The sequence below is a fragment of the Parabacteroides acidifaciens genome (assembly GCF_003363715.1).
In the GTDB taxonomy this organism is placed as follows: domain Bacteria; phylum Bacteroidota; class Bacteroidia; order Bacteroidales; family Tannerellaceae; genus Parabacteroides; species Parabacteroides acidifaciens.
The window spans coordinates 29,175-49,817 of record NZ_QREV01000003.1; the positions used below are offsets into that span (position 1 = coordinate 29,175).

Sequence of the window (20,643 nt, forward strand, 5' to 3'; positions counted from 1 at the left end):
ATGGGAATACGTAAATTAAAGCCCACAACACCGGGGCAGAGACACAAAGTTATTGGTGCATTTGATAAAATCACTGCAAGTACACCAGAAAAGTCTCTTGTAACAGGTAAAAGAAGTACAGGTGGTCGTAACAACACAGGTAAGATGACAATGCGTTATCTTGGTGGCGGTCACAAACAGAAGTACAGATTTATCGATTTCAAGAGAAATAAAGATGGCATTCCTGCAACAGTTAAGTCTATCGAGTATGATCCTAACCGTACATCTCGTATCGCACTGTTGTATTACGCAGACGGAGCAAAGAGCTATATCATCGCTCCGAACGGACTGGAAGTTGGCCAGACAGTGGTTTCAGGTAGCGAAGCAGCTCCTGAGATAGGTAATACTTTGCCTATGGCAAATATTCCCGTTGGTACTATTATTCATAATATCGAGCTTCGTCCGGGACAGGGTGCCAAAATGGTACGTTCTGCCGGTGCATTTGCTCAGCTGACTTCAAAAGAAGGCGATTATGCAATTATTAAGATGCCTTCTGGTGAAACCAGAAAGATTCTTGCTGCATGTAAGGCTACAGTTGGTAGCGTAGGTAACTCAGACCATGGTCTTGAAAAATCAGGTAAAGCCGGTCGTTCTAGATGGTTAGGTCGTCGTCCTCGTAACCGTGGTGTTGTAATGAACCCGGTTGATCACCCAATGGGTGGTGGTGAAGGTCGTGCTTCCGGAGGTCATCCAAGATCTCGTAATGGCTTGTATGCTAAGGGCTTGAAGACAAGAGCTCCGAAGAAGCATTCTTCAAAATATATCATTGAAAGAAGAAAGAAATAATCTGATTAATTAAGTAAACTATGAGTCGTTCGCTAAAAAAAGGCCCGTACATTAATATCAAGCTGGAAAAGAAAGTCCTGGCAATGAATGAGTCAGGTAAGAAGGCTGTCGTTAAGACATGGGCAAGAGCTTCAATGATTTCGCCTGACTTTGTAGGCCATACTATTGCAGTTCATAATGGAAATAAATTTATTCCTGTTTTTGTAACCGAGAACATGGTAGGTCATAAACTGGGAGAGTTTTCTCCTACTCGTACGTTCCGTGGTCACGCCGGTAACAAGAAAAAATAATCGGTAGTAACAGGAATTCAGGAATCTGAAAATAAAAAGAATCAATAAAATGGGTGCTAGAAAAAGAATATCAGCTGAAGCAAGAAAAGAAGCCCAAAAAACCATGTATTTCGCAAAGTTGCGTAACGTGCCGACTTCTCCGCGCAAGATGCGTCTCGTTGTAGACATGATCCGCGGTATGGAAGTATTCCGTGCACTTGGTGTTTTGAAGTTTTCTAATAAGGAAGCTGCAGCAAGAGTAGAAAAATTGCTTCGTTCGGCTATTGCCAATTGGGAACAGAAGAATGAACGTAAAGCAGAAGCTGGAGAGTTGTGCGTATCTTCAATCAGCGTAGATTGCGCTACTACATTGAAGAGAATGCGTCCGGCTCCTCAGGGAAGAGGTTACAGAATTCGTAAACGTTCGAACCATGTAACTCTGTTTGTTGATACACTTAGTAAAAACGATAGTCAAAATTAATTTGTAGATGGGACAAAAAGTTAATCCGGTTAGTAATCGTTTGGGAATTATCCGTGGATGGGATTCCAATTGGTATGGCGGCAAGAAATACGGAGACACTTTGCTGGAAGATAGCAAAATCCGTAAATATCTGAATGCTCGTCTTGCTAAGGCTAGTGTATCTCGCGTCGTTATTGAACGTACGCTGAAGTTGATTACAATTACAGTTTGCACATCGCGTCCGGGTATCATCATCGGAAAAGGTGGTCAGGAAGTTGATAAGTTGAAAGAAGAGTTGAAGAAAATTACCGACAAAGAAGTTCAGATCAATATCTTTGAGGTAAAAAGACCCGAATTGGACGCTGTTATCGTTGCAAACAACATTGCTCGTCAGCTTGAAGGAAAAATTGCTTACCGTCGTGCTATCAAGATGGCTATCGCCTCTACCATGAGAATGGGTGCCGAAGGTATTAAAGTGCAAGTCTCTGGTCGTTTGAATGGTGCTGAAATGGCGCGTTCAGAAATGTATAAAGAAGGAAGAACTCCGTTACACACATTCAGAGCAGATATTGATTATGCTTTGGCTGAAGCGTTGACGAAGGTTGGTTTGATCGGCGTTAAGGTTTGGATCTGCCGCGGTGAAGTATATGGTAAGAGAGATCTTGCTCCTTCATTCGCTGCTACTAAAGATTCAGGTCGCAGAAATGACAATGCCGGCGGCAGCAGAGAAAAGAACTTCAAGAGAAAGAAAGCTAATCGTTAAACGTTAGAATTTAAGAAGAGATGTTACAACCAAAGAAAACCAAGTTCAGAAGACAGCAGAAAGGCCGCATGAAGGGCGAAGCTCAACGTGGCAACCAGCTGGCATTCGGTTCGTTTGGTATAAAAGCGTTAGAGAATAAATGGATTACCGGTCGTCAGATTGAAGCTGCTCGTATCGCGGTAACTCGTTATATGCAACGTCAGGGTCAGGTTTGGGTTCGTATTTTCCCGGACAAACCAATCACAAAGAAGCCTGCTGAAGTACGTATGGGTAAAGGTAAAGGTAATCCCGAAGGGTTTGTTGCGCCTGTTACTCCAGGTCGTTTGATTTTCGAAATCGAAGGGGTTCCTTTTGATATTGCTAAAGAAGCTTTGCGCTTAGCTGCACAGAAGCTTCCGGTAACAACAAAGTTTGTTGTGAGACGTGATTATGATATGGCTAATCAAAATGCGTAATTGTTATGAAGATTGCAGAAATTAGAGAATTAAGCACGAAGGAGTTAGTAGAAAGAATTGATGCTGAAGTTACTGCTTACGATCAGAAAGTAATTAACCACAGCATATCTCCGAGTGAAAACCCTGCTCAGATTAAACAACAACGCAGGATGATTGCGCGCATGAAGACAGAATTGCGCCAGAGAGAACTTAACAACAAATAATTGAGCCTGATGGAAACTAGAAATTTAAGAAAAGAAAGAACGGGCGTGGTTACCAGCAACAAGATGGATAAGAGCATCACGGTTGCTATCAAATGGAAGGAAAAACACCCCATTTATGGAAAGTTCGTTAGCAAGACGAAGAAATATCATGCTCATGACGAAAAGAATGAATGCGGTATCGGCGATACTGTAAAGATTATGGAAACTCGTCCTTTGAGCAAAACAAAAAGATGGAGATTAGTTCAAATAATCGAAAGGGCTAAGTAACATGATACAACAAGAATCAAGACTAGTAGTAGCAGATAACAGTGGCGCTAAAGAAGCGTTGTGTATCCGTGTTTTGGGCGGAACAAGAAAACGTTATGCCTCTGTTGGGGATGTAATTGTAGTAGCAATTAAGAGTGTAATCCCGGCAAGTGATGTGAAGAAGGGTGCTGTTTCTAAGGCTATCATTGTTCGCACTAAAAAAGAAATCCGCCGTCCGGATGGTTCATACATCCGTTTCGATGATAACGCATGCGTATTGTTGAATGCCGGTGGTGATATTCGTGGAAGCCGTATCTTCGGTCCGGTTGCCAGAGAACTTCGTGCAACAAACATGAAAATCGTTTCACTTGCACCTGAAGTGCTTTAATTTTGTAAAACGTAAAGTAATGAGCAAATTACATATCAAAAAAGGCGATATAGTTTTTGTTAATACCGGCGAAGACAAAGGTAAGACAGGTCGTGTTTTAGAAGTACTCGTAAAAGACAGCCGTGCCATTGTAGAAGGTATTAATATGGTATCAAAGCATACCAAGCCTAATGCAAAGAATCCTCAGGGAGGAATTGAAAAGAAAGAAGCCCCGATTCATATTTCCAACCTAAACGTTGTTGACCCGAAATCCGGCAAGCCGACACGTATTGGTCGCAAATTAGACGAAAAAGGTGCTTTAGTGCGTTATTCTAAAAAATCAGGGGAGGAAATTAAGTAATGAGCAATACTGCCAGTCTTAAGAAAGAATATCAGGACAGAATTGTTCCTGCTTTGACGAAAGAGTTCGGTTATAAAACCGTTATGCAGGTGCCCGTACTGAAGAAGATTGTTATCAATCAAGGTTTAGGTATGGCTGCTGCTGATAAGAAGATTATTGATATCGCTATCAGCGAATTGTCAACTATCACAGGCCAGAAGGCTGTTGCGACAGTTTCAAAGAAGGATATCTCTAACTTCAAGTTGCGTAAGAAAATGCCGATCGGTGTAATGGTAACATTGCGTCGTGAACAGATGTACGAATTCCTGGAAAGACTCGTTCGCGTGGCTCTTCCCCGTATCCGTGACTTCAAGGGCATCGAAAGCAAATTGGACGGAAGAGGTAATTATACACTCGGTATTCAGGAACAAATCATTTTCCCTGAAATAAATATCGATAATATTACCAAAATATTGGGAATGAATATTACCTTTGTGACCTCTGCGAAAACAGATGAAGAAGGGTATGCTCTCTTGAGAGAATTTGGATTGCCTTTTAAAAATGCAAAAAAAGACTAAGTAGTTATGGCAAAGGAATCAATGAAAGCCCGTGAGGTGAAAAGAGCAAAGCTCGTAGCTAAATATGCTGCTAAAAGAGCAGAACTGAAAGCAGCAGGTGACTATGAAGCTTTACAGGCTTTACCTAAAAATGCTTCTCCTGTACGTTTGCACAACCGTTGCAAAATTACAGGACGTCCGAAAGGCTATGTACGCCAGTTCGGTATTTCTCGTATTCAACTGCGTGAAATGGCATCTAATGGTTTAATCCCGGGTGTAAAGAAAGCAAGTTGGTAAGAGTTTTTTAATTTAAATATTGTCCGGGTGTCCGGATCAATTTAATTCATTTATATATGACAGATCCTATTGCAGATTATTTGACAAGATTGCGTAATGCAATTAAAGCGAAGCACAGAGTTGTTGAAGTGCCGGCGTCAAATTTAAAGAAAGAGATCACAAAGATCCTTTTCGACAAGGGCTACATTCTTAATTTCAAGTTTGTAGAAGATGGTCCTCAGGGTACAATTAAGATTGCCTTGAAGTATGACCTGGTAAACAAAGTTAATGCAATCAAGAAACTTGAGAGAGTTTCTACCCCTGGTTTGCGTAAGTACACTGGTTACAAGGAAATGCCGAGAGTATTGAATGGTTTAGGTATTGCCGTTCTTTCTACTTCTAAGGGTGTGATGACAGACAAAGAAGCACGTGATCTGAAGATCGGCGGCGAAGTATTATGTTATGTTTATTAATTAGGAGGAAAGAAGAATGTCAAGAATAGGAAAATTACCAATTCATGTACCGGCCGGTGTTACGGTTACCATTAAGGATAATGTAGTGACTGTAAAAGGTCCCAAAGGCGAGATGACTCAGGCTGTGAATCCTGATATTAATGTGACTTTGGAAGATGGAATCATCCATCTGACACGTCCGACAGACGAAAAGAACCATCGTGCATTGCACGGCTTGTATCGTTCACTGATCAACAACATGGTGATCGGATGTTCAGAAGGATATAAGAAAGAACTGGAACTTGTCGGTGTTGGTTACCGTGTGACAAATACAGGTCAGCTGTTAGACCTTTCTTTAGGTTATACACATAACATTTACATGCAGTTGCCTAAAGAAGTGAAAGTTGAAACAAAGGCAGAGAGAAATAAAAATCCTCTTATTATCCTTGAATCGGCTGATAAACAATTACTGGGACAGATTTGTGCTAAGATTCGTTCATTCAGAATGCCGGAACCGTATAAAGGTAAAGGTATCAAGTTCGTGGGTGAAGAAATTCGCAGAAAGTCTGGTAAATCAGCAGGTAAGTAATCTACGTAAACTGAAATTATCATGACAACGAAGGAAGAAAGAAGATTAAAGATAAAAGCAGGTGTACGCGGTAAGATCTCAGGAACTCCTGAACGTCCGCGCCTGACTGTGTTTAGAAGCAACAAGCAGATCTATGCACAGGTTATTGATGACACTACAGGTAAGACTCTGGCTGCAGCATCATCTCTGAAGATGGATGTTAAGGCTCCGAAAAAGGAGATCGCTGCCAAGGTTGGAGAACAGATCGCTAAAGTAGCCCAGGAAGCTGGTGTACAAGCTGTCGTTTTCGACCGTAACGGTTACCTGTATCATGGGAGAATTAAAGAATTAGCTGATGCTGCACGTAACGGCGGCCTTAAATTTTAATGAAGATGGCAGGAGTTAATAATAGAGTTAAGTCGACCAACGACATAGAGTTGAAGGACCGTTTGGTTGCAATCAACCGCGTAACTAAAGTAACTAAGGGTGGACGTACATTCAGTTTTGCTGCAATCGTTGTAGTAGGAAATGAAGACGGCATCGTTGGTTGGGGCTTGGGAAAAGCCGGTGAAGTCACGACAGCTATCGCTAAAGGTGTTGAAGCTGCAAAGAAAAACTTGATCAAGGTTCCCGTTCATAAAGGTACTATCCCTCACGAACAATTAGCTAAGTTCGGTGGTGCTCAGGTGCTGATCAAACCGGCATCTCACGGTACCGGAGTGAAGGCTGGTGGTGCTATGCGTGCCGTATTGGAAAGTGTTGGTATCACAGACGTTTTGGCTAAGTCAAAAGGTTCTTCTAACCCTCACAACCTGGTGAAAGCGACTATCGCTGCACTGAGTGAGTTGAGAAGCCCGTTGATGGTTGCTCAGAACAGAGGTGTTGCAGTTGAAAAAGTATTCAGAGGTTAATTAGGGAGGATAATAAGTTATGGCAACTATCAAAGTTAAGCAGACAAAAAGTAGAATTAAATGCCCGAAAGACCAAAAGAGAACTCTTGATGCACTGGGTCTGAAGAAAATGAACCAGGTAGTAGAACATGAAGCTACTCCGGCAATTCTGGGTATGGTTGAGAAAGTGAAACATTTGGTTTCAGTAGTAAAGTAATAACGGTTGAAAAATAAATTATACGATATGAACTTATCAAATTTAAAACCTGCTGAAGGATCTACCAAGACCAGAAAGAGAATCGGCCGTGGTCCGGGTTCAGGATTAGGAGGAACTTCAACAAGAGGTCATAAAGGTGCGAAATCAAGATCCGGTTATAGCCAGAAGATTGGTTTCGAAGGTGGTCAGATGCCTATACAGAGACGCTTACCTAAATTTGGTTTCAAGAATATTAACCGCGTAGAATATAAAGCTATCAATCTTTCTACATTACAGGGCATGGCTGAAGCTCAGCAGCTCACAAAGATTGGTATCAATGATTTGATCGAAGCTGGTTTCATTTCAGCTTCCCAGTTGGTTAAAATCCTTGCTAAAGGTAGCTTGACAGCGAAACTTGAAGTGGAAGCTCACGCTTTCTCAAAGAGTGCTGAAGCAGCTATCCAGGCTGTAGGTGGAACTGTTGTTAAACTCTAAGTTATGAGAGCAGTTGAAACAATAAAAAATATCTGGAAGATTGAGGATCTGAGAAATCGGATCCTCACCACTCTTTTGTTAGTGGCGATATACCGTTTCGGTACATACGTTGTGCTTCCGGGTATTGATCCTAAAGCGTTGACCGCTTTGCAGGAACAGACAAGAGGCGGATTGCTGGCATTGTTGGACATGTTCTCTGGTGGTGCATTCTCTAATGCTTCTATTTTTGCATTAGGGATTATGCCGTATATCTCCGCTTCCATTGTGATGCAGTTGATGGCAATTGCAGTTCCTTCTTTCCAGAAATTACAGAGAGAAGGCGAAAGTGGTCGTCGTAAGATCAACCAGTGGACTCGCTACCTGACAGTGGCTATTCTTCTGTTCCAGGGTCCTACTTATCTTGTTAACTTAAGTGTACAGCTGAAAGCCGCCGGAGCAGCTCTGCCTGCAGGTATATGGTTTACAATCTCTTCTACAGTTATTTTAGCTGCTGGAAGTATGTTTATCTTATGGCTTGGTGAAAGAATTACAGATAAAGGTGTTGGAAATGGTATCTCATTTATCATTTTAGTTGGTATTATAGCCCGTCTGCCGCACTCGCTGTTCGAAGAATTTATTTCAAGAACAAGTGAAAAAACCGGTGGTCTGGTTATGTTCCTGTTTGAAATGTTGTTCCTTTTGCTGGTTATCGCAGGTGCTATCCTGTTGGTACAAGGTACCCGTAAGGTCCCCGTACAGTATGCAAAACGGATCATTGGAAATAAACAATATGGTGGCGCACGCCAGTACATTCCCCTGAAGGTGAATGCTGCAAACGTAATGCCTATCATCTTTGCCCAGGCAATCATGTTTATTCCGATTTCAATTGTTGGTTTCTCAAGCACGGGCGAACGTTCCGGCTTTGTAGCTGCCTTTATGGATAATACCGGATTTTGGTACAACTTCGTATTTGCTGTACTGATTATCTTGTTTACATATTTCTATACAGCTATCACGATCAATCCTACTCAGATGTCGGATGATCTGAAGAGAAACAACGGGTTCATTCCGGGTGTCAAGCCGGGAAAGAGTACCAAAGATTATTTGGATACCATTATGGACCGTATTACTTTGCCGGGAGCATTCTTCCTTGCATTAGTGGCAATCATGCCTGCTTTTGCCCGGATCGCCGGTGTAAGTATGGCGTTCTCCCAATTCTTTGGCGGAACATCTTTGTTGATCCTGGTTGGTGTAGTGTTGGATACACTGCAGCAAGTAGAAAGTCATTTGTTGATGCGTCATTATGACGGTTTGTTGAAGTCAGGAAGAATTAAAGGTCGTACAGGCTCAGTTGCCGCTTACTAATAGAATGATCTATTTAAAAACAGATGAAGAAATAGAGTTGATGCGTGCTGCGAATCAACTGGTGGGTAAGACGCTTGGCGAATTAGCCAAACATATCGCTCCCGGCGTGAATACGCTTCAACTCGATAAGATTGCCGAGGAATTCATTAGAGATAATGGTGCAGTTCCGGCCTTTTTAGGATACGGTGGTTTTCCAAACTCAATCTGTGCTTCCGTAAACGAGCAGGTAGTACACGGCATCCCTTCCGAGAAAGCAGTTTTGAAAGAAGGTGACGTTATATCTGTCGATTGCGGTACGGTGTTGAATGGTTTTGTCGGAGATTCCGCCTATACATTTTGTGTCGGCGAAGTCGATCCCAAAGTGAAAGCCTTGTTGAAGACAACAAAAGAATCACTTTACCTGGGCATCCAGCATGCCCTCGAAGGCAAACGCCTGGGTGATATCAGCCATGCCGTACAGTCCTATTGTGAATCGAAAGGTTACTCTGTTGTCAGAGAGCTGGTCGGTCACGGAATCGGACGTAAGATGCACGAAGAACCGGAAGTCCCCAATTACGGGCGCCCCGGTTGCGGTCCCTTATTACGCAGCGGTATGTGCATCTGCATAGAACCGATGATCAATATGGGAAGCAAGAATGTAGCTTTTGAGAAAGACGGTTGGACAGTCCGCACGAAAGACAGAAAGTGTTCGGCTCATTTCGAGCATTGTATCGCGATCCGTCCCGACGGTCCCCAGATCTTATCTTCATTCGAGTTTTTAGAAGAAGTTTTAGGTAATAACGCAATTTAATTTGATTTAATTTATATGGCTAAACAGTCAGCAATTGAACAAGATGGAGTTATAGTAGAAGCATTGTCAAACGCAATGTTTCGTGTAGAATTAGAGAACGGACATGAAATTACTGCTCATATCTCAGGGAAGATGAGAATGCACTACATTAAGATCCTCCCGGGTGATAAAGTAAGAGTTGAGATGTCTCCGTATGATCTATCGAAAGGTAGAATTGCTTTTAGATATAAATAAAAAAAACAACAAGATATGAAAGTAAGAGCATCTTTAAAGAAGCGTACTCCCGAATGTAAAATCGTTAGAAGAAAGGGACGCTTATACGTAATTAACAAGAAAAATCCTAAGTATAAACAACGTCAAGGATAATTTATTATTTTTGCAAAATAATTTAAGTAAGTAATATGGCTATAAGAATAGTTGGTGTAGACTTGCCACAAAATAAAAGAGGAGAAATTGCCTTGACCTATATTTACGGTATTGGTCGTAGTGCTTCAAAATCCATTTTAGATAAAGCAGGCATCGATCGTGATATCAAAGTAAAAGACTGGACAGACGATCAGGCTGCAAAAGTACGTGAAGTCATTGGCGCTGAGTATAAAGTAGAAGGTGATCTTCGTTCAGAAGTTCAGCTGAACATCAAGCGTCTGATGGATATCGGATGTTATAGAGGTGTTCGTCACCGTATTGGTTTGCCTTTGAGAGGCCAGAGCACGAAGAACAATGCTCGTACTCGTAAGGGTAAGAAGAAAACTGTTGCAAATAAGAAAAAAGCTACTAAATAATAAGAATTGATATGGCAAAGAAATCAGTCGCAGCAAAGAAGAGAAACGTAAAAGTTGACGCTTACGGTCAAGCTCATATTCATTCTTCTTTTAACAACATTATTGTGTCTCTTGCTAATAGCGAAGGTCAGGTTATCAGTTGGTCTTCTGCTGGTAAGATGGGATTCAGAAGTTCTAAAAAGAACACTCCGTATGCCGCTCAGATGGCAGCTCAGGATTGTGCAAAAGTAGCTTATGATCTTGGTTTGAGAAAAGTAAAAGTATTCGTTAAGGGCCCGGGTAACGGACGTGAGTCTGCTATCCGTACAATTCACGGTGCCGGTATTGAAGTAACAGAAATCGTTGACGTTACTCCGCTTCCTCACAATGGTTGTCGTCCTCCGAAAAAGAGAAGAGTATAATTAACTATAGTTTCTTGAACATTGAATCCGGAATTGTGAATAGATTACACAAAGACCTTATCCTCTCTGTAATCGCGGCTGCACGGTTCCAGATTCAGAACAGAACATTAAAACAATAAAAAAATGGCAAGATATACTGGACCTAAAACAAGAATTGCCCGTAAGTTTGGTGAGGCAATATTCGGACCGGATAAAGTTCTTTCAAAGAAGAACTATCCTCCCGGACAGCACGGAAACGCCCGCAAAAGAAAAACTTCTGAGTACGGAATCCAGCTTCGTGAGAAGCAGAAAGCAAAATACACTTACGGTGTATTGGAAAAACAATTTAGAAACCTGTTTGAAAAGGCTTCACGTTCAAAAGGTATTACCGGTGAGGTGCTGTTGCAGCTCCTGGAAGGCCGTCTGGACAACGTAGTATTCCGTTTGGGTATCGCCCCGACGCGTGCTGCAGCTCGTCAGTTGGTTTCTCATCGTCACATTACAGTAGACGGTAAGGTTGTAAACATTCCTTCTTACTCTGTAAAAGCCGGTCAGGTTATTGGTGTTAGAGAAAAATCCAAATCACTTGAAGTGATTGCTGACGCATTGTCAGGATTCAATCACAGCAAGTATCCCTGGATCGAATGGGATCAGTCTTCTTTAAGCGGAAAATTACTGCATCTGCCGGAAAGAGCTGACATTCCTGAAAACATTAAAGAGCAGTTGATCGTAGAATTGTATTCTAAATAATAATTGATTTCCATGGCGATATTAGCATTTCAAAAACCCGATAAAGTATTAATGTTGGAAGCGGACAATTTCTTCGGAAAGTTTGAATTTCGTCCGTTGGAACCCGGCTATGGTATTACAATAGGTAATGCTCTACGTCGTATTCTCCTGTCGTCACTTGAAGGTTTTGCTATTACATCCATTAAGATCGAAGGCGTTGACCATGAATTTGGTACAATTCCCGGCGTGATCGAGGATGTGACAAACATAATCTTGAATCTGAAACAAGTCCGGTTCAAGCATATTGTAGACGACATAGAGAATGAAAAAGTAAGTATTACTGTTTCGGGTTCGGAAGTGTTCAAAGCCGGTGATATAGGTAAACAGCTGACCGGATTCGAAGTATTGAATCCTGAGTTGGTTATTTGTCGCTTAGATCCGAACGCAGGTTTCCAGATTGAACTGACGATTAACAAAGGTCGCGGATATGTTCCCGCTGATGAAAACAGAGACCCGAACGCAGACATGCACGTGATTGCAATCGACTCTATTTACACACCTGTGCGTAACGTCAAATATTCAATCGAAAACTTCCGTGTTGAGCAGAAGACGGACTACGAAAAGTTGGTTCTTGAAATAGCCACTGATGGTTCTATTCATCCGAAGGAAGCGTTAAAAGAAGCAGCTAAGATTCTGATTCACCATTTCATGTTGTTCTCAGATGAAAAGATTGCTATCGAGACAGTTGATACTGACGGTAATGAGGAATTCGATGAAGAAGTACTTCACATGCGCCAGTTGCTCAAGAGCAAACTCTCGGATATGGATCTTTCCGTTCGCGCATTGAATTGCTTGAAGGCCGCAGATGTTGAAACGTTAGGCGAACTGGTTAAATTCAACAAGAATGACCTGTTGAAGTTCCGTAACTTCGGTAAGAAGTCACTGACCGAGCTTGACGAACTGCTTGAAAGTCTGAACCTTTCATTCGGTATGGATATCACTAAGTATAAATTAGATAAAGAGTAAGTATAGCGATGAGACATAATAAAAAAATAAATCATTTGGGTCGTACAAATACTCACCGTAACGCGATGCTTTCAAACATGGCATGTTCCCTTATCAAGCATAAGAGAATCTTTACTACTGTTGCAAAAGCTAAAGCGCTTCGTAAATTTGTAGAACCGCTTATCACTAAGTCTAAGGAGGATACAACTCACTCAAGACGTGTGGTATTCAGCAATTTGCAGGACAAATTTGCTGTAACAGAATTGTTCAAGGAAGTATCTCAGAAGATCGGCGACCGTCCGGGTGGTTACACACGTATCCTGAAGACTGGCAACCGTCTGGGTGACAACGCAGCCATGTGCTTCATTGAACTGGTTGATTACAACGAAAACATGTTGAGCGCAGCTACAACTAAGAAAGCTACGAAGACAAGACGTTCTCGTAAGAAAGCTACAGCTGCTGAAGCCGCTGTCGAAGCTCCCGTTGCAGAAGCACCGGTTGCTGAAGAAAAAGCTGCCGAATAATACGACCAGTTTTTGGCAAACAAATAAAAAAAGCCTGTCTGCATTTTTGCAGACGGGCTTTTTTGTGTTCTACCAGAGTCTGATCCTAACGGACAGTCTCAAATAGAGGTTCATCCCCTTCCTCAGAATCCGGAGGAGCAGGGCGAGGATAAGTTTCAGTGCTGACGGGAGGTTCTTCATCCGGTACGGGTTTAAAGTGAAACAAGAAATTCAATAATGCCAAAACAAATTCAATGATCTTTCTGATTTTCTGCATAATTATTCTTCAATTAACGCAATAACCGCCTGAATTGTCCGTGCGATCTGGATGATGCTGTGCCGGTACGTTTCGCGGTTGTCGCCGTTCTGTTCGCTAATGTAGGGACTGTAGGCAATCTCTTTGGCGTAGGCCTCCGGGTCATTGCTTACCTGCCAGGCACGGCGATAACAATCCCGAATAAGGCGTGCAAAATCCAGGAAAGAGTTTTCGCGCGTATCATACCGGCGGAAGTCCAAAGAATAGGCAGAAGTCTTTAAAACCGTCTTTCCGCCATGCCAATAAGCGTTACTGCAACCGTAGGCCGTCAATCCGAAAAAGTTCCGGCTTTCCCGTGCCAGGTCACTCATGCCCCAACCGCTCTCTAACGCCGCCTGTGCCAAGATGACCAGCGGATTCATGTTGAAAGCTGCTCCTGCCGACAAAGCCGCCGGCAAACACTCTTTTACGAAGCTGATTTGTGCTGGTTTCATAAAATTCCAGGTCTTTCTACACCAGAACCATTTCCGGAATTATCTGATTCATTTTCAATGCGTTCAACGCTTACTTTGGCTATCATTTCACGCAGTTTAGCCCCCGGAGAGAAGATTATTCGCGGCTTTCGGATCATGGATGCCTGAAAATCGCTTGCATATACCACTCCAGCGCTTCCGATCGAGAGGCGGAAGTTACCCAATGCGCCCATCTGGACCGTTTCGCCTCGGAGCAACGCCTCTTGCATGCAGCGGATCACACCCAGCAAGACGAGCGCCACGTCGCCATCGCTGGCTGTCGAACGGTCTGCCACCACATCGCAGATGGTATTGAAGTCCATCATTCCCGTGACATTGGCGGAAGCATAATACCGCTTCGCATCTGCATCCGCACCTTTCGTCAGGTCTTTTTTCAAAACAAGTTTGTACTTTACTGACATACGATTAAAAAATTTAAGGGTTAGTGAATTATTACATTACAAAGATACAACACCATGTAGCCCAATGGGAAAGGTGTTGCAGGGTGCCGGATGTTTGTGCCGGATTCAATAACTTTTTATAAAATAGTTGTCAAAAAGTTTGTACAGTATTAAATAAGTCCGTACATTGTAAGTGGTTTAGATGACTTAGATAAAAAATATTATGGAAGATAAAAAAAACGAGCTGGAATCAGCAAGAGGCGCAATGGGAGTAACCGAGTTCGCCCTCCTTTATTTCCCTGACTGTACGCCCGAAATGGCATACAAAAGGATGTGGGTATGGATTCGTACCTCGCGCGGATTGAAGGAAAAGCTGATCGCTGCCGGTTGGGTAAGATTTCAGAAACTCTACACGCCGAAACAAGTCGCCTGCCTGGTTGAGCACCTGGGCGAACCTTAGATAGAATACTAATCGGATATTTTTAGTACATCCACATAAAACAATTGTGACATGATTGATTCATTAAGCGTCAAAGGAACTTTCTTTGACTCGGCGATCCGGACATGGAGCGCCCGTATGATGCCCTTAGATCAGTACATCAACGAAGTGAAAAACGGAGTTCACGCTCCGGCGATTGCCCGGATCAGGGAACTGGTCTCGGCCGGTAAAAACAAAGAAGCGGAGAGCCTGAAGAAGGAACTATCCCTCTACGTTGCCGGCGGCGAAATGCAAGGCGGCCGGCGCCTGGAGCACATGGTCGCTTATAGCGGTTGCATCTGCACTGATATCGACGACCCCGCCATCCCGCCCCAGGAAGTCCTCCGGATCGCAGGAAACCTCCCGTATGTGAAAGCCGGGCACATCAGTCCTTCCGGCACAGGTAACAAACTCTTTATCCTGGTAGACAGCCCTTTGGAGTGCCACTCCCTGGCCTTTGAGCTCGTACGCCGCCGCATCGAAACCGATATCCCCGGCGTGACGGTGGACCGGAGCGGCAAGGACCCGAACCGCGGCTGTTTCGTCAGCCACGACCCCGACGCCTTTTATAAGGAAGAGTCGGAAGTGCTCTCCCTTCCCATGCCCGAGCCTGCGCCGGTCACCCATGCGTCCCGCCCGGAGGCCGGCCGTACGGCAGACGCCCTCACGAACTACATCGACAAGTATGAGCAGGATAACCCTTTCGCCGCCGGAGGGCGTCACTCGCATGTCGTGAAACTCGCCGCCGTCCTGAACAATGCCGGCTTTTCGCCTTACGAAGTAGCGGCCGAATGCACCCGCCGTTACGTCCAGCCGGATTTCCCGGCAGGCGAAATCGAGAAGACCGTCACGGATATTTACCGCCGTTACAGCGCCTCGCATGGCTGCAATCCGTATAGGCCGAAAGAGGAGCAGGAGATCCGGAAAACTGCCAAAACCGCCAAAACTGCCCCCGATGGTATCCAGAGAGGATTAGCTACAGATAATGATGTAGAAAGTGTTGATATAGAACCGGATATGTCTCTTTTGCCCTGCTTCGACGAATCCATCTACAATCACCTCCCCAGCCTTCTGGCGGACGTCGTGAAGCGTGCCGAAAGCCGTACGGAAAAGGATGTCTTGCTGCTCTCCACCCTGACGTTGTTGAGTAGTGTAATGCCGGGTGTCAGGGGCTCATTGAAAGAGCACGAATACGCATCTCCTCTTTATACGATCATCACCGGCAGTTCGGGTAGCGGGAAAGGCTGTGTCGCTGGTTTGCAAAAGTTGCTCGATCCCTGGCAACAATATATCTACGATAACTCCTCCTATGAAGTTGAAAAATATGAGCAGGAGAACGAAGAATATGAAACCTACCGGATGCAGAAGCGGCAGAACCGCAGCTCGAAACAGCCCGCCGGCCCGGCACCGTCGAAGCCGAAGGTCGTGAAGCAACGCAACCTCCGTGTCACCGGCAGCGTCACGCAAGCACGCCTGGTGGAACTCCTCCATGTCAACTATCCCTACACCTCTTGCCTGCTGGACACGGAGATGGAGACGGTAGTCAATATGTTGTCGCAGGATTTCGGAAACTATTCCGATATCATAAACAAGTCGGCCCATCACGAGACTGTTGGCAATTCTTCTAAAAAAGACGGTTCCCTGCTGGCCAAATTCCCCTGCCTTGCAATGTTGTGCACCGGGACGCCCGCCTTGCTGCCCCGTCTGATCCCCTCGACCGAGAATGGATTGTTCAGTCGTATTTTGATGTATAAGATAGCCGGGGGAGGGCAGTACCATCCGCTGACTTCGGCCGATGATACGCCGGCTGCTTCCAGCCATCTGGACAGCCTTGGACAGTGTGTGCTCGACTATGGTGTTTTTCTGGACGGTTCACTGACGTGGGTGAAGTTTTCCAATGCACAACGTAAAAGGCTGGATCGTTTCTTGGAGAGCGAATACTATAATGTCCGTTCTTTCGGCCATGAAGATCTCGAATCGACGGTCCTGCGCTATCGGCTGATTATCTTCCGCCTGGGGATGACCCTGACCGGTTTGCGTAAAGCCGAGAGTGGTTTGACGGAACGTGTCTGGACGATAAGCGATGAAGATTTTGACCTGGTTTTTCATATCGGGAAAATCTGTTTGCAGCATGCCTATGTCGTGGCTACCTCGTTGAAGCACGCCTCTGAAGAGGTCCACTTCAAGTTTCCGCATGCCTTGCGCAACCTCTTTGCCTCCCTTCCGGAAAGTTTCAAACGTAGCGATGCTTTAGTCGCTGCAAATGGCTGTGGCGTCAGTGTCTCAAGTCTCGACAAATTTCTCCGGAAAGCCGAAAAAAGCAATCTAATCGTCTCTGAAGGAAGTGGTTACTATCGGAAGACAGAACAGGGTAAACAGGTGGTTGCCATTTAAAATAGGGTAGGGCAATTTTGGCAGTTTCGGCAGTTTTTTAACACGAAATTCATCAAATGCCCAAAATTGAACGGATAAGCATCGAATCAAAAACGGATAAGCACCCCTTCAAAACGCAGTAGGCATCGGGGTTTTCCCTAAAAAGCACCGATTTTTAGACGGAAACGCTGTTAAGACTTTTTAAGACTGTCGTTTTTGGAAGTAAATATCTGGGATTCAGATTGTTGGGTGGCTGAAAAATGACTAAAAAAAACGATCGTTTTAATTCGTCATTTTTACTGCACAAAAATACGCATTCCTTTTTAAACCACAACTCTTTTCAATAAAAAATTTCTTACCTCTATATTCTTTCTTATCAATTAGATAGCAATTTTAGTACGAAAATACGCCTTTTCAATACGAAGTCCAAAGATAGCCGAAAAAAATGACTAAAAAAAACGATCGTATTCGTAGTCAAAATACAAGAATTAACAAACGTACCTTATAATAGCGCGTACGTATATATAGAACTGACATTTCAATAACTGTATTATTAATATTAAAATTTAGATTATGAACAGAAAGATTTCTACTCTTTTGACAGCGGGCTTGTTAGCTACAAGTGCGTTGTGTAGTAGTGCTTGGGCACAAGGTGCAGATCCGAAACCCATCACAATTAATGGAATTGAATTAAAGGCTGTCGATGATCCTGCTAAAGACAAAGCATGGGCAACAGGTCCTTATTTTGTTATTGCTGATGTGGATAACGATGGTGAAGCTTCAGAGAATGACATTTTGCTGAAAGTTGTAGCTACAGACGAAGGTGAGACTTTGACTTATTCTGGTGTGAAATTAGTAGCTGGCGACCAAACATTAGATTTGGATGAGACTGCTTGGAACTTTAATGAAGATGCTCAGGTAAATGCTCTTGGTGAACCTGAATATCTGTATTCATTGCAGAGCATAGGTACAGGTAAGTTTTTGACTGCCGCTAAGAACGGTGCAATCAAAACTTTGGCAGCCGAAAGTACACATGATGCAACTAAAAGTCAGTATGCTCTTTTTACTACTAAGGATAATGACAAATCCACTCAGTTTGCGCAGAATGGTAATTTGTTCCTTTATGTAGGGGAAGCTGTAACAAATGCTCTTAATATAACAGATGGGACAATTTCTTCTGTTGTGGGTAGTGAAGCAACAAGCAAGCTTATCCTTTGCAAACTTAAAACAAAGACATTGGATAACCTCGAAGTTGCAGCCTTGAACGACGTAATGGGTGGTGAAGGTTTCAACCTGGATTTCACTTCCGGTAACAAGTATCCTTGGAAGAACGATTCTTTGACGGGTCTTAATCTGAAGGCTTTCTATGTTGACGCTCCTGGTATCGACTTGGGCAACAGCATGGCTATTCCTGCCGGTGTTTATTTGGCAACTGCTTATCCGGAAGAATTGAACGGAACAAACGTTAAAATTGCTAATGCAGAATTGTTTAATCAATGTACATTCCTGGCAATCGATCCGAAAGGCAATTATGATATCAACAAGGCTGACCGCGCTGCTGGTATTGGCTACGAATTGAAAACTGTACAAGGTTCTGAAATGAACTTCTTCGCAGGACTTCCTGCTTCAGATAACTATTCTGCAGGCGATGAAGTTTTCGTTGGTAATGCTTGTTTCTCTATCGAAGTGCCTGATCCAATGACAGCTCCGGAAACTTATAACATTAAGGTTGCCAATATGCATGTGTTTGTTTCTGCCAACAAAAATCCGACAGAAAAGCATGAAGCTAAAAATGGTTATATCGGTTTGGTTACAGACCAGTTAGTAAACTACTTGGTAACAAATACAAGCGGTTTGAACTTCGCAACAACCAATTCTACTCTTATGGATGGTGACGATCTGGCAACATTGTTGCAGAAAGCTGATGCTCCTTCTATCTACACAATCCAGTTTGTAAGCGGTGAGAAGAAAGAAAATGAATCGGAATACTTGCAGTATCTGACTGCTATTAAAGGTGCAAGTGCTTTCGATTTGGCTTCTACGGTAGAATACAACGAAGCTGACCCGATGTATCAGTTTGTTGTTACTGCTATCGACAAGACTAACAAGACGATCACATTCACAAACCGTCAGACTAAAACAGATTTGACAGTTTCTCTGTATGAAAATGCAGAAGGCGTTTACACTGTATATCCTGCTGCTACAACTAATGTATATGTAGAATATGTAGACACTGATGATAAGAACGAAGAAGTAAAGTTCGAAGCTGTTGATCTGGCTAACACAAAGATCGTCCTGACTCCGTATACTGTAGAAGATAAATTCGCTACATTCGTAAACAGAACAGATGCTATGGGCTTGGTTCAGTTCGAATTGGCTAAGAACAGCGTTTCTGGTACTGCTTTCTACTTAGGTGGAACAAAGGATGATGACGGCAAACTTCAGGAAGATGAGATCCTGGCTTATGTTGATGCTGACGATATGACTCAGTTCGAGTTGGTTAAGAGTGAAAAACCGGTTAATGTATTGAATAAATACATCTATCTGAAAGATACTCGTATCCTGACTTCTACTGCAAAAGATACAGTTGCTTACTATACGTATGCTGTAAAAGCATTTGATGCAGAGATCGATAATTACTATCTGACTTATACAACTAATGGTAGTATTACGTATAAGTTAGCAGAGAAGAATTCACTTGCAGCTGCTGATAAATTCATCATCAAAGAAAACATGGATGGTTCTATCTCTTTGATTAAGGATGCTTCTAATGCTCTTTCAACATATGGTGTAAACTATGCCGAATCTGCAGACCCGAAGGAAAACGAAGAGGCTGCTTGGGCTGCTAAAGCAAACTATGACCTGGCTGCTAAGATCAGCACAAGCCTGAAGACTTTCATGGTAGAAGAAACTCCGGCTGTCAGCCTGGAAGCTGTTCCGCAGCACATCTCTATCGAAGTAGCTCGTGGCGGTTTCATGACAATGGATGAAAACAAGGATGCACGCCTGGCTATCACAAGCGAAGCTGGTGAAGACTTGACATTCTGGGTTGACACTGTTCATTCAGATCGCAACATCCCTTCATTCTATATCATCAAGGGTGGTAACTTCTTGTATAACTCAACAGACTCTGCTACATATTATGCAGCTCGCAAGAACTACCGTTTCAATATGGAAAATCAGGCCGATGGCGCAGCTAAACTGATCTTCAAAGCCGGTGAACTGGTTTCTTCCGATACTTTGAGCACTACGGTTGACGGCAAGCAGGTATTGGTTGCTGAAAAAGACAATGCTCCGAAGAAGATCAAAGGCAACTTGGCTAAGTTCCAGTATCAGATCATTCTGGATGAAACAGGAGGCGACGAATATGTAATCCGTCAGGGTGGCCAGTATGTTAGCCAGTATAACAACTACTTCTATATGAATGCAGACAAGAAGAAAGCCGTTCGCTTCCTTATCGAATCTCAATCTGCTCCTACAGCTAACGAAGGTGTAGAAGTATCAGAAGTAAAAGTTATCGCTGGTAACGGTAATGTACAGATCGCTGGTGCTGCCGGCAAGAAAGTTGTTATCAGCAACATTTTGGGCCAGGTAGTAGCTAACACTGTTATCTCTTCTGACAACGCAACGATCGCAGCTCCTGCTGGTGTAGTAGTTGTAGCTGTTGAAGGTGAAGCAGCTGTAAAAGCTATCGTTAAGTAACGATTGATATAAAAGAACAATACTGA

The 20,643-nt window shown here is 43.4% G+C and carries 31 protein-coding genes; 29 read left to right on the forward strand and 2 right to left on the reverse strand.

Going from position 1 to position 20,643, the window contains the following annotated elements:
• The 26 genes from rplB (at nucleotide 1) to rplQ (ending at nucleotide 12,916) form a co-directional block, all read left to right on the forward strand.
• A complete protein-coding gene (gene rplB, locus DWU89_RS01815) occupies nucleotides 1-825 on the forward strand; it encodes a 50S ribosomal protein L2 (protein ID WP_115497987.1) in 825 nt (274 codons plus the stop codon).
• Nucleotides 826-845: 20 nt separating this feature from the next.
• Nucleotides 846-1,115 carry a 30S ribosomal protein S19 gene (gene rpsS / locus DWU89_RS01820; RefSeq protein WP_028730655.1) on the forward strand — a complete coding sequence of 90 codons (270 nt, stop codon included), beginning with the start codon at nucleotides 846-848 and terminating at the stop codon, nucleotides 1,113-1,115.
• A 49-nt stretch (nucleotides 1,116-1,164) separates the two neighbouring features.
• On the forward strand, nucleotides 1,165-1,575 hold the full coding sequence (gene rplV, locus DWU89_RS01825; protein WP_005634739.1) for a 50S ribosomal protein L22: 411 nt from the start codon (nucleotides 1,165-1,167) through the stop codon (nucleotides 1,573-1,575).
• A 7-nt stretch (nucleotides 1,576-1,582) separates the two neighbouring features.
• Entirely contained in the window at nucleotides 1,583-2,317 is a 735-nt protein-coding gene (gene rpsC / locus DWU89_RS01830; RefSeq protein WP_115497988.1) for a 30S ribosomal protein S3, read from the forward strand.
• Nucleotides 2,318-2,337: 20 nt separating this feature from the next.
• Entirely contained in the window at nucleotides 2,338-2,772 is a 435-nt protein-coding gene (gene rplP, locus DWU89_RS01835) for a 50S ribosomal protein L16 (protein ID WP_005634742.1), read from the forward strand.
• Nucleotides 2,773-2,777: 5 nt separating this feature from the next.
• Nucleotides 2,778-2,975, forward strand: coding sequence for a 50S ribosomal protein L29 (gene rpmC / locus DWU89_RS01840; RefSeq protein ID WP_075966666.1), 198 nt, complete (start codon nucleotides 2,778-2,780; stop codon nucleotides 2,973-2,975).
• 9 nt (nucleotides 2,976-2,984) lie between these two features.
• Nucleotides 2,985-3,242 (forward strand): 30S ribosomal protein S17, encoded by a 258-nt coding sequence (gene rpsQ / locus DWU89_RS01845; protein WP_115497989.1) that lies wholly within the window; start codon nucleotides 2,985-2,987, stop codon nucleotides 3,240-3,242.
• 1 nt (nucleotide 3,243) lies between these two features.
• Nucleotides 3,244-3,609, forward strand: a complete 366-nt coding sequence (rplN, locus tag DWU89_RS01850; RefSeq protein ID WP_008149935.1) for a 50S ribosomal protein L14 — start codon at nucleotides 3,244-3,246, stop codon at nucleotides 3,607-3,609.
• A 19-nt stretch (nucleotides 3,610-3,628) separates the two neighbouring features.
• The gene (gene rplX, locus DWU89_RS01855; RefSeq protein ID WP_115497990.1) at nucleotides 3,629-3,949 is read left to right on the forward strand and encodes a 50S ribosomal protein L24; all 321 of its coding nucleotides are present in this window, start codon (nucleotides 3,629-3,631) and stop codon (nucleotides 3,947-3,949) included.
• Nucleotides 3,949-4,506 (forward strand): 50S ribosomal protein L5, encoded by a 558-nt coding sequence (gene rplE, locus DWU89_RS01860; RefSeq protein ID WP_008149932.1) that lies wholly within the window; start codon nucleotides 3,949-3,951, stop codon nucleotides 4,504-4,506. Before rplX ends, rplE begins: the two co-directional genes overlap by 1 nt.
• A 6-nt stretch (nucleotides 4,507-4,512) precedes the next feature.
• Entirely contained in the window at nucleotides 4,513-4,782 is a 270-nt protein-coding gene (gene rpsN / locus DWU89_RS01865; RefSeq protein ID WP_115497991.1) for a 30S ribosomal protein S14, read from the forward strand.
• Nucleotides 4,783-4,838: 56 nt separating this feature from the next.
• Nucleotides 4,839-5,234: a 30S ribosomal protein S8 gene (rpsH, locus tag DWU89_RS01870; protein WP_005634758.1), complete on the forward strand. Its 396-nt coding sequence runs from the start codon at nucleotides 4,839-4,841 to the stop codon at nucleotides 5,232-5,234.
• A gap of 16 nt (nucleotides 5,235-5,250) precedes the next feature.
• A complete protein-coding gene (rplF, locus tag DWU89_RS01875) occupies nucleotides 5,251-5,802 on the forward strand; it encodes a 50S ribosomal protein L6 (RefSeq protein ID WP_008149927.1) in 552 nt (183 codons plus the stop codon).
• Between the two features lie 21 nt (nucleotides 5,803-5,823).
• Nucleotides 5,824-6,168, forward strand: coding sequence for a 50S ribosomal protein L18 (rplR, locus tag DWU89_RS01880; protein WP_005634763.1), 345 nt, complete (start codon nucleotides 5,824-5,826; stop codon nucleotides 6,166-6,168).
• A 5-nt stretch (nucleotides 6,169-6,173) separates the two neighbouring features.
• On the forward strand, nucleotides 6,174-6,692 hold the full coding sequence (rpsE, locus tag DWU89_RS01885) for a 30S ribosomal protein S5 (RefSeq protein ID WP_115498103.1): 519 nt from the start codon (nucleotides 6,174-6,176) through the stop codon (nucleotides 6,690-6,692).
• 19 nt (nucleotides 6,693-6,711) lie between these two features.
• Complete coding sequence (rpmD, locus tag DWU89_RS01890; RefSeq protein WP_005651341.1) at nucleotides 6,712-6,888, forward strand: 50S ribosomal protein L30; 177 nt, start codon at nucleotides 6,712-6,714, stop codon at nucleotides 6,886-6,888.
• A 27-nt stretch (nucleotides 6,889-6,915) separates the two neighbouring features.
• Entirely contained in the window at nucleotides 6,916-7,362 is a 447-nt protein-coding gene (gene rplO / locus DWU89_RS01895; RefSeq protein WP_115497992.1) for a 50S ribosomal protein L15, read from the forward strand.
• Nucleotides 7,363-7,365: 3 nt separating this feature from the next.
• Nucleotides 7,366-8,706, forward strand: coding sequence for a preprotein translocase subunit SecY (secY, locus tag DWU89_RS01900; protein ID WP_115497993.1), 1,341 nt, complete (start codon nucleotides 7,366-7,368; stop codon nucleotides 8,704-8,706).
• 4 nt (nucleotides 8,707-8,710) lie between these two features.
• Nucleotides 8,711-9,496, forward strand: a complete 786-nt coding sequence (map, locus tag DWU89_RS01905) for a type I methionyl aminopeptidase (RefSeq protein ID WP_115497994.1) — start codon at nucleotides 8,711-8,713, stop codon at nucleotides 9,494-9,496.
• 15 nt (nucleotides 9,497-9,511) lie between these two features.
• Nucleotides 9,512-9,730, forward strand: a complete 219-nt coding sequence (gene infA, locus DWU89_RS01910; protein ID WP_005634776.1) for a translation initiation factor IF-1 — start codon at nucleotides 9,512-9,514, stop codon at nucleotides 9,728-9,730.
• Nucleotides 9,731-9,745: 15 nt separating this feature from the next.
• Complete coding sequence (gene ykgO, locus DWU89_RS01915; protein ID WP_005645768.1) at nucleotides 9,746-9,862, forward strand: type B 50S ribosomal protein L36; 117 nt, start codon at nucleotides 9,746-9,748, stop codon at nucleotides 9,860-9,862.
• A gap of 35 nt (nucleotides 9,863-9,897) precedes the next feature.
• A complete protein-coding gene (gene rpsM / locus DWU89_RS01920; RefSeq protein WP_005634778.1) occupies nucleotides 9,898-10,278 on the forward strand; it encodes a 30S ribosomal protein S13 in 381 nt (126 codons plus the stop codon).
• A gap of 11 nt (nucleotides 10,279-10,289) precedes the next feature.
• Nucleotides 10,290-10,679 (forward strand): 30S ribosomal protein S11, encoded by a 390-nt coding sequence (gene rpsK, locus DWU89_RS01925; RefSeq protein WP_115497995.1) that lies wholly within the window; start codon nucleotides 10,290-10,292, stop codon nucleotides 10,677-10,679.
• Between the two features lie 123 nt (nucleotides 10,680-10,802).
• Complete coding sequence (gene rpsD, locus DWU89_RS01930) at nucleotides 10,803-11,408, forward strand: 30S ribosomal protein S4 (RefSeq protein WP_008149909.1); 606 nt, start codon at nucleotides 10,803-10,805, stop codon at nucleotides 11,406-11,408.
• 12 nt (nucleotides 11,409-11,420) lie between these two features.
• Nucleotides 11,421-12,413, forward strand: coding sequence for a DNA-directed RNA polymerase subunit alpha (locus tag DWU89_RS01935; RefSeq protein ID WP_115497996.1), 993 nt, complete (start codon nucleotides 11,421-11,423; stop codon nucleotides 12,411-12,413).
• Between the two features lie 8 nt (nucleotides 12,414-12,421).
• Nucleotides 12,422-12,916 carry a 50S ribosomal protein L17 gene (gene rplQ, locus DWU89_RS01940; RefSeq protein ID WP_115497997.1) on the forward strand — a complete coding sequence of 165 codons (495 nt, stop codon included), beginning with the start codon at nucleotides 12,422-12,424 and terminating at the stop codon, nucleotides 12,914-12,916.
• 258 nt (nucleotides 12,917-13,174) lie between these two features.
• Here the strand turns inward: rplQ and DWU89_RS01945 are convergent, their stop codons facing one another.
• Together DWU89_RS01945 and DWU89_RS01950 are read right to left on the reverse strand one after the other, a co-directional pair.
• Nucleotides 13,175-13,645 (reverse strand): glucosaminidase domain-containing protein, encoded by a 471-nt coding sequence (locus DWU89_RS01945; RefSeq protein ID WP_115497998.1) that lies wholly within the window; start codon nucleotides 13,643-13,645, stop codon nucleotides 13,175-13,177.
• On the reverse strand, nucleotides 13,642-14,085 hold the full coding sequence (locus DWU89_RS01950; RefSeq protein ID WP_115497999.1) for an HU family DNA-binding protein: 444 nt from the start codon (nucleotides 14,083-14,085) through the stop codon (nucleotides 13,642-13,644). Before DWU89_RS01950 ends, DWU89_RS01945 begins: the two co-directional genes overlap by 4 nt.
• Before the next feature lie 202 nt (nucleotides 14,086-14,287).
• On the opposite strand from DWU89_RS01950, the gene DWU89_RS01955 reads away from it, so the two are divergent.
• The 3 genes from DWU89_RS01955 (at nucleotide 14,288) to DWU89_RS21195 (ending at nucleotide 20,617) form a co-directional block, all read left to right on the forward strand.
• Nucleotides 14,288-14,524 carry a DUF4248 domain-containing protein gene (locus tag DWU89_RS01955; RefSeq protein ID WP_115498000.1) on the forward strand — a complete coding sequence of 79 codons (237 nt, stop codon included), beginning with the start codon at nucleotides 14,288-14,290 and terminating at the stop codon, nucleotides 14,522-14,524.
• Nucleotides 14,525-14,575: 51 nt separating this feature from the next.
• Entirely contained in the window at nucleotides 14,576-16,936 is a 2,361-nt protein-coding gene (locus DWU89_RS01960) for a DUF3987 domain-containing protein (RefSeq protein ID WP_115498001.1), read from the forward strand.
• A 552-nt stretch (nucleotides 16,937-17,488) separates the two neighbouring features.
• On the forward strand, nucleotides 17,489-20,617 hold the full coding sequence (locus tag DWU89_RS21195; RefSeq protein WP_115498002.1) for a DUF6383 domain-containing protein: 3,129 nt from the start codon (nucleotides 17,489-17,491) through the stop codon (nucleotides 20,615-20,617).
• Nucleotides 20,618-20,643: the final 26 nt, after the last annotated feature.

Excerpts from the sequence above, each read along its gene's own strand:
- ykgO (WP_005645768.1), top strand. The coding sequence starts at position 9,746 with ATGAAAGTAAGAGCATCTTTAAAGAAGCGTACTCCCGAATGTAAAATC.
- rplR (WP_005634763.1), top strand. The coding sequence starts at position 5,824 with ATGACAACGAAGGAAGAAAGAAGATTAAAGATAAAAGCAGGTGTACGC.
- rpsQ (WP_115497989.1), top strand. The coding sequence starts at position 2,985 with ATGGAAACTAGAAATTTAAGAAAAGAAAGAACGGGCGTGGTTACCAGC.
- rpsC (WP_115497988.1), top strand. The coding sequence starts at position 1,583 with ATGGGACAAAAAGTTAATCCGGTTAGTAATCGTTTGGGAATTATCCGT.
- rplF (WP_008149927.1), top strand. The coding sequence starts at position 5,251 with ATGTCAAGAATAGGAAAATTACCAATTCATGTACCGGCCGGTGTTACG.
- DWU89_RS01935 (WP_115497996.1), top strand. The coding sequence starts at position 11,421 with ATGGCGATATTAGCATTTCAAAAACCCGATAAAGTATTAATGTTGGAA.
- rpmD (WP_005651341.1), top strand. The coding sequence starts at position 6,712 with ATGGCAACTATCAAAGTTAAGCAGACAAAAAGTAGAATTAAATGCCCG.
- rpsN (WP_115497991.1), top strand. The coding sequence starts at position 4,513 with ATGGCAAAGGAATCAATGAAAGCCCGTGAGGTGAAAAGAGCAAAGCTC.
- rpsH (WP_005634758.1), top strand. The coding sequence starts at position 4,839 with ATGACAGATCCTATTGCAGATTATTTGACAAGATTGCGTAATGCAATT.
- secY (WP_115497993.1), top strand. The coding sequence starts at position 7,366 with ATGAGAGCAGTTGAAACAATAAAAAATATCTGGAAGATTGAGGATCTG.
- rplX (WP_115497990.1), top strand. The coding sequence starts at position 3,629 with ATGAGCAAATTACATATCAAAAAAGGCGATATAGTTTTTGTTAATACC.
- map (WP_115497994.1), top strand. The coding sequence starts at position 8,711 with ATGATCTATTTAAAAACAGATGAAGAAATAGAGTTGATGCGTGCTGCG.
- DWU89_RS01945 (WP_115497998.1), bottom strand. The coding sequence starts at position 13,645 with ATGAAACCAGCACAAATCAGCTTCGTAAAAGAGTGTTTGCCGGCGGCT.
- rplQ (WP_115497997.1), top strand. The coding sequence starts at position 12,422 with ATGAGACATAATAAAAAAATAAATCATTTGGGTCGTACAAATACTCAC.
- rplO (WP_115497992.1), top strand. The coding sequence starts at position 6,916 with ATGAACTTATCAAATTTAAAACCTGCTGAAGGATCTACCAAGACCAGA.
- rplV (WP_005634739.1), top strand. The coding sequence starts at position 1,165 with ATGGGTGCTAGAAAAAGAATATCAGCTGAAGCAAGAAAAGAAGCCCAA.
- rpsK (WP_115497995.1), top strand. The coding sequence starts at position 10,290 with ATGGCAAAGAAATCAGTCGCAGCAAAGAAGAGAAACGTAAAAGTTGAC.
- rplP (WP_005634742.1), top strand. The coding sequence starts at position 2,338 with ATGTTACAACCAAAGAAAACCAAGTTCAGAAGACAGCAGAAAGGCCGC.
- rpsS (WP_028730655.1), top strand. The coding sequence starts at position 846 with ATGAGTCGTTCGCTAAAAAAAGGCCCGTACATTAATATCAAGCTGGAA.
- infA (WP_005634776.1), top strand. The coding sequence starts at position 9,512 with ATGGCTAAACAGTCAGCAATTGAACAAGATGGAGTTATAGTAGAAGCA.
- DWU89_RS01950 (WP_115497999.1), bottom strand. The coding sequence starts at position 14,085 with ATGTCAGTAAAGTACAAACTTGTTTTGAAAAAAGACCTGACGAAAGGT.
- DWU89_RS01960 (WP_115498001.1), top strand. The coding sequence starts at position 14,576 with ATGATTGATTCATTAAGCGTCAAAGGAACTTTCTTTGACTCGGCGATC.
- rplB (WP_115497987.1), top strand. The coding sequence starts at position 1 with ATGGGAATACGTAAATTAAAGCCCACAACACCGGGGCAGAGACACAAA.
- rpsM (WP_005634778.1), top strand. The coding sequence starts at position 9,898 with ATGGCTATAAGAATAGTTGGTGTAGACTTGCCACAAAATAAAAGAGGA.
- rplE (WP_008149932.1), top strand. The coding sequence starts at position 3,949 with ATGAGCAATACTGCCAGTCTTAAGAAAGAATATCAGGACAGAATTGTT.
- rplN (WP_008149935.1), top strand. The coding sequence starts at position 3,244 with ATGATACAACAAGAATCAAGACTAGTAGTAGCAGATAACAGTGGCGCT.
- DWU89_RS21195 (WP_115498002.1), top strand. The coding sequence starts at position 17,489 with ATGAACAGAAAGATTTCTACTCTTTTGACAGCGGGCTTGTTAGCTACA.
- rpmC (WP_075966666.1), top strand. The coding sequence starts at position 2,778 with ATGAAGATTGCAGAAATTAGAGAATTAAGCACGAAGGAGTTAGTAGAA.
- DWU89_RS01955 (WP_115498000.1), top strand. The coding sequence starts at position 14,288 with ATGGAAGATAAAAAAAACGAGCTGGAATCAGCAAGAGGCGCAATGGGA.
- rpsD (WP_008149909.1), top strand. The coding sequence starts at position 10,803 with ATGGCAAGATATACTGGACCTAAAACAAGAATTGCCCGTAAGTTTGGT.
- rpsE (WP_115498103.1), top strand. The coding sequence starts at position 6,174 with ATGGCAGGAGTTAATAATAGAGTTAAGTCGACCAACGACATAGAGTTG.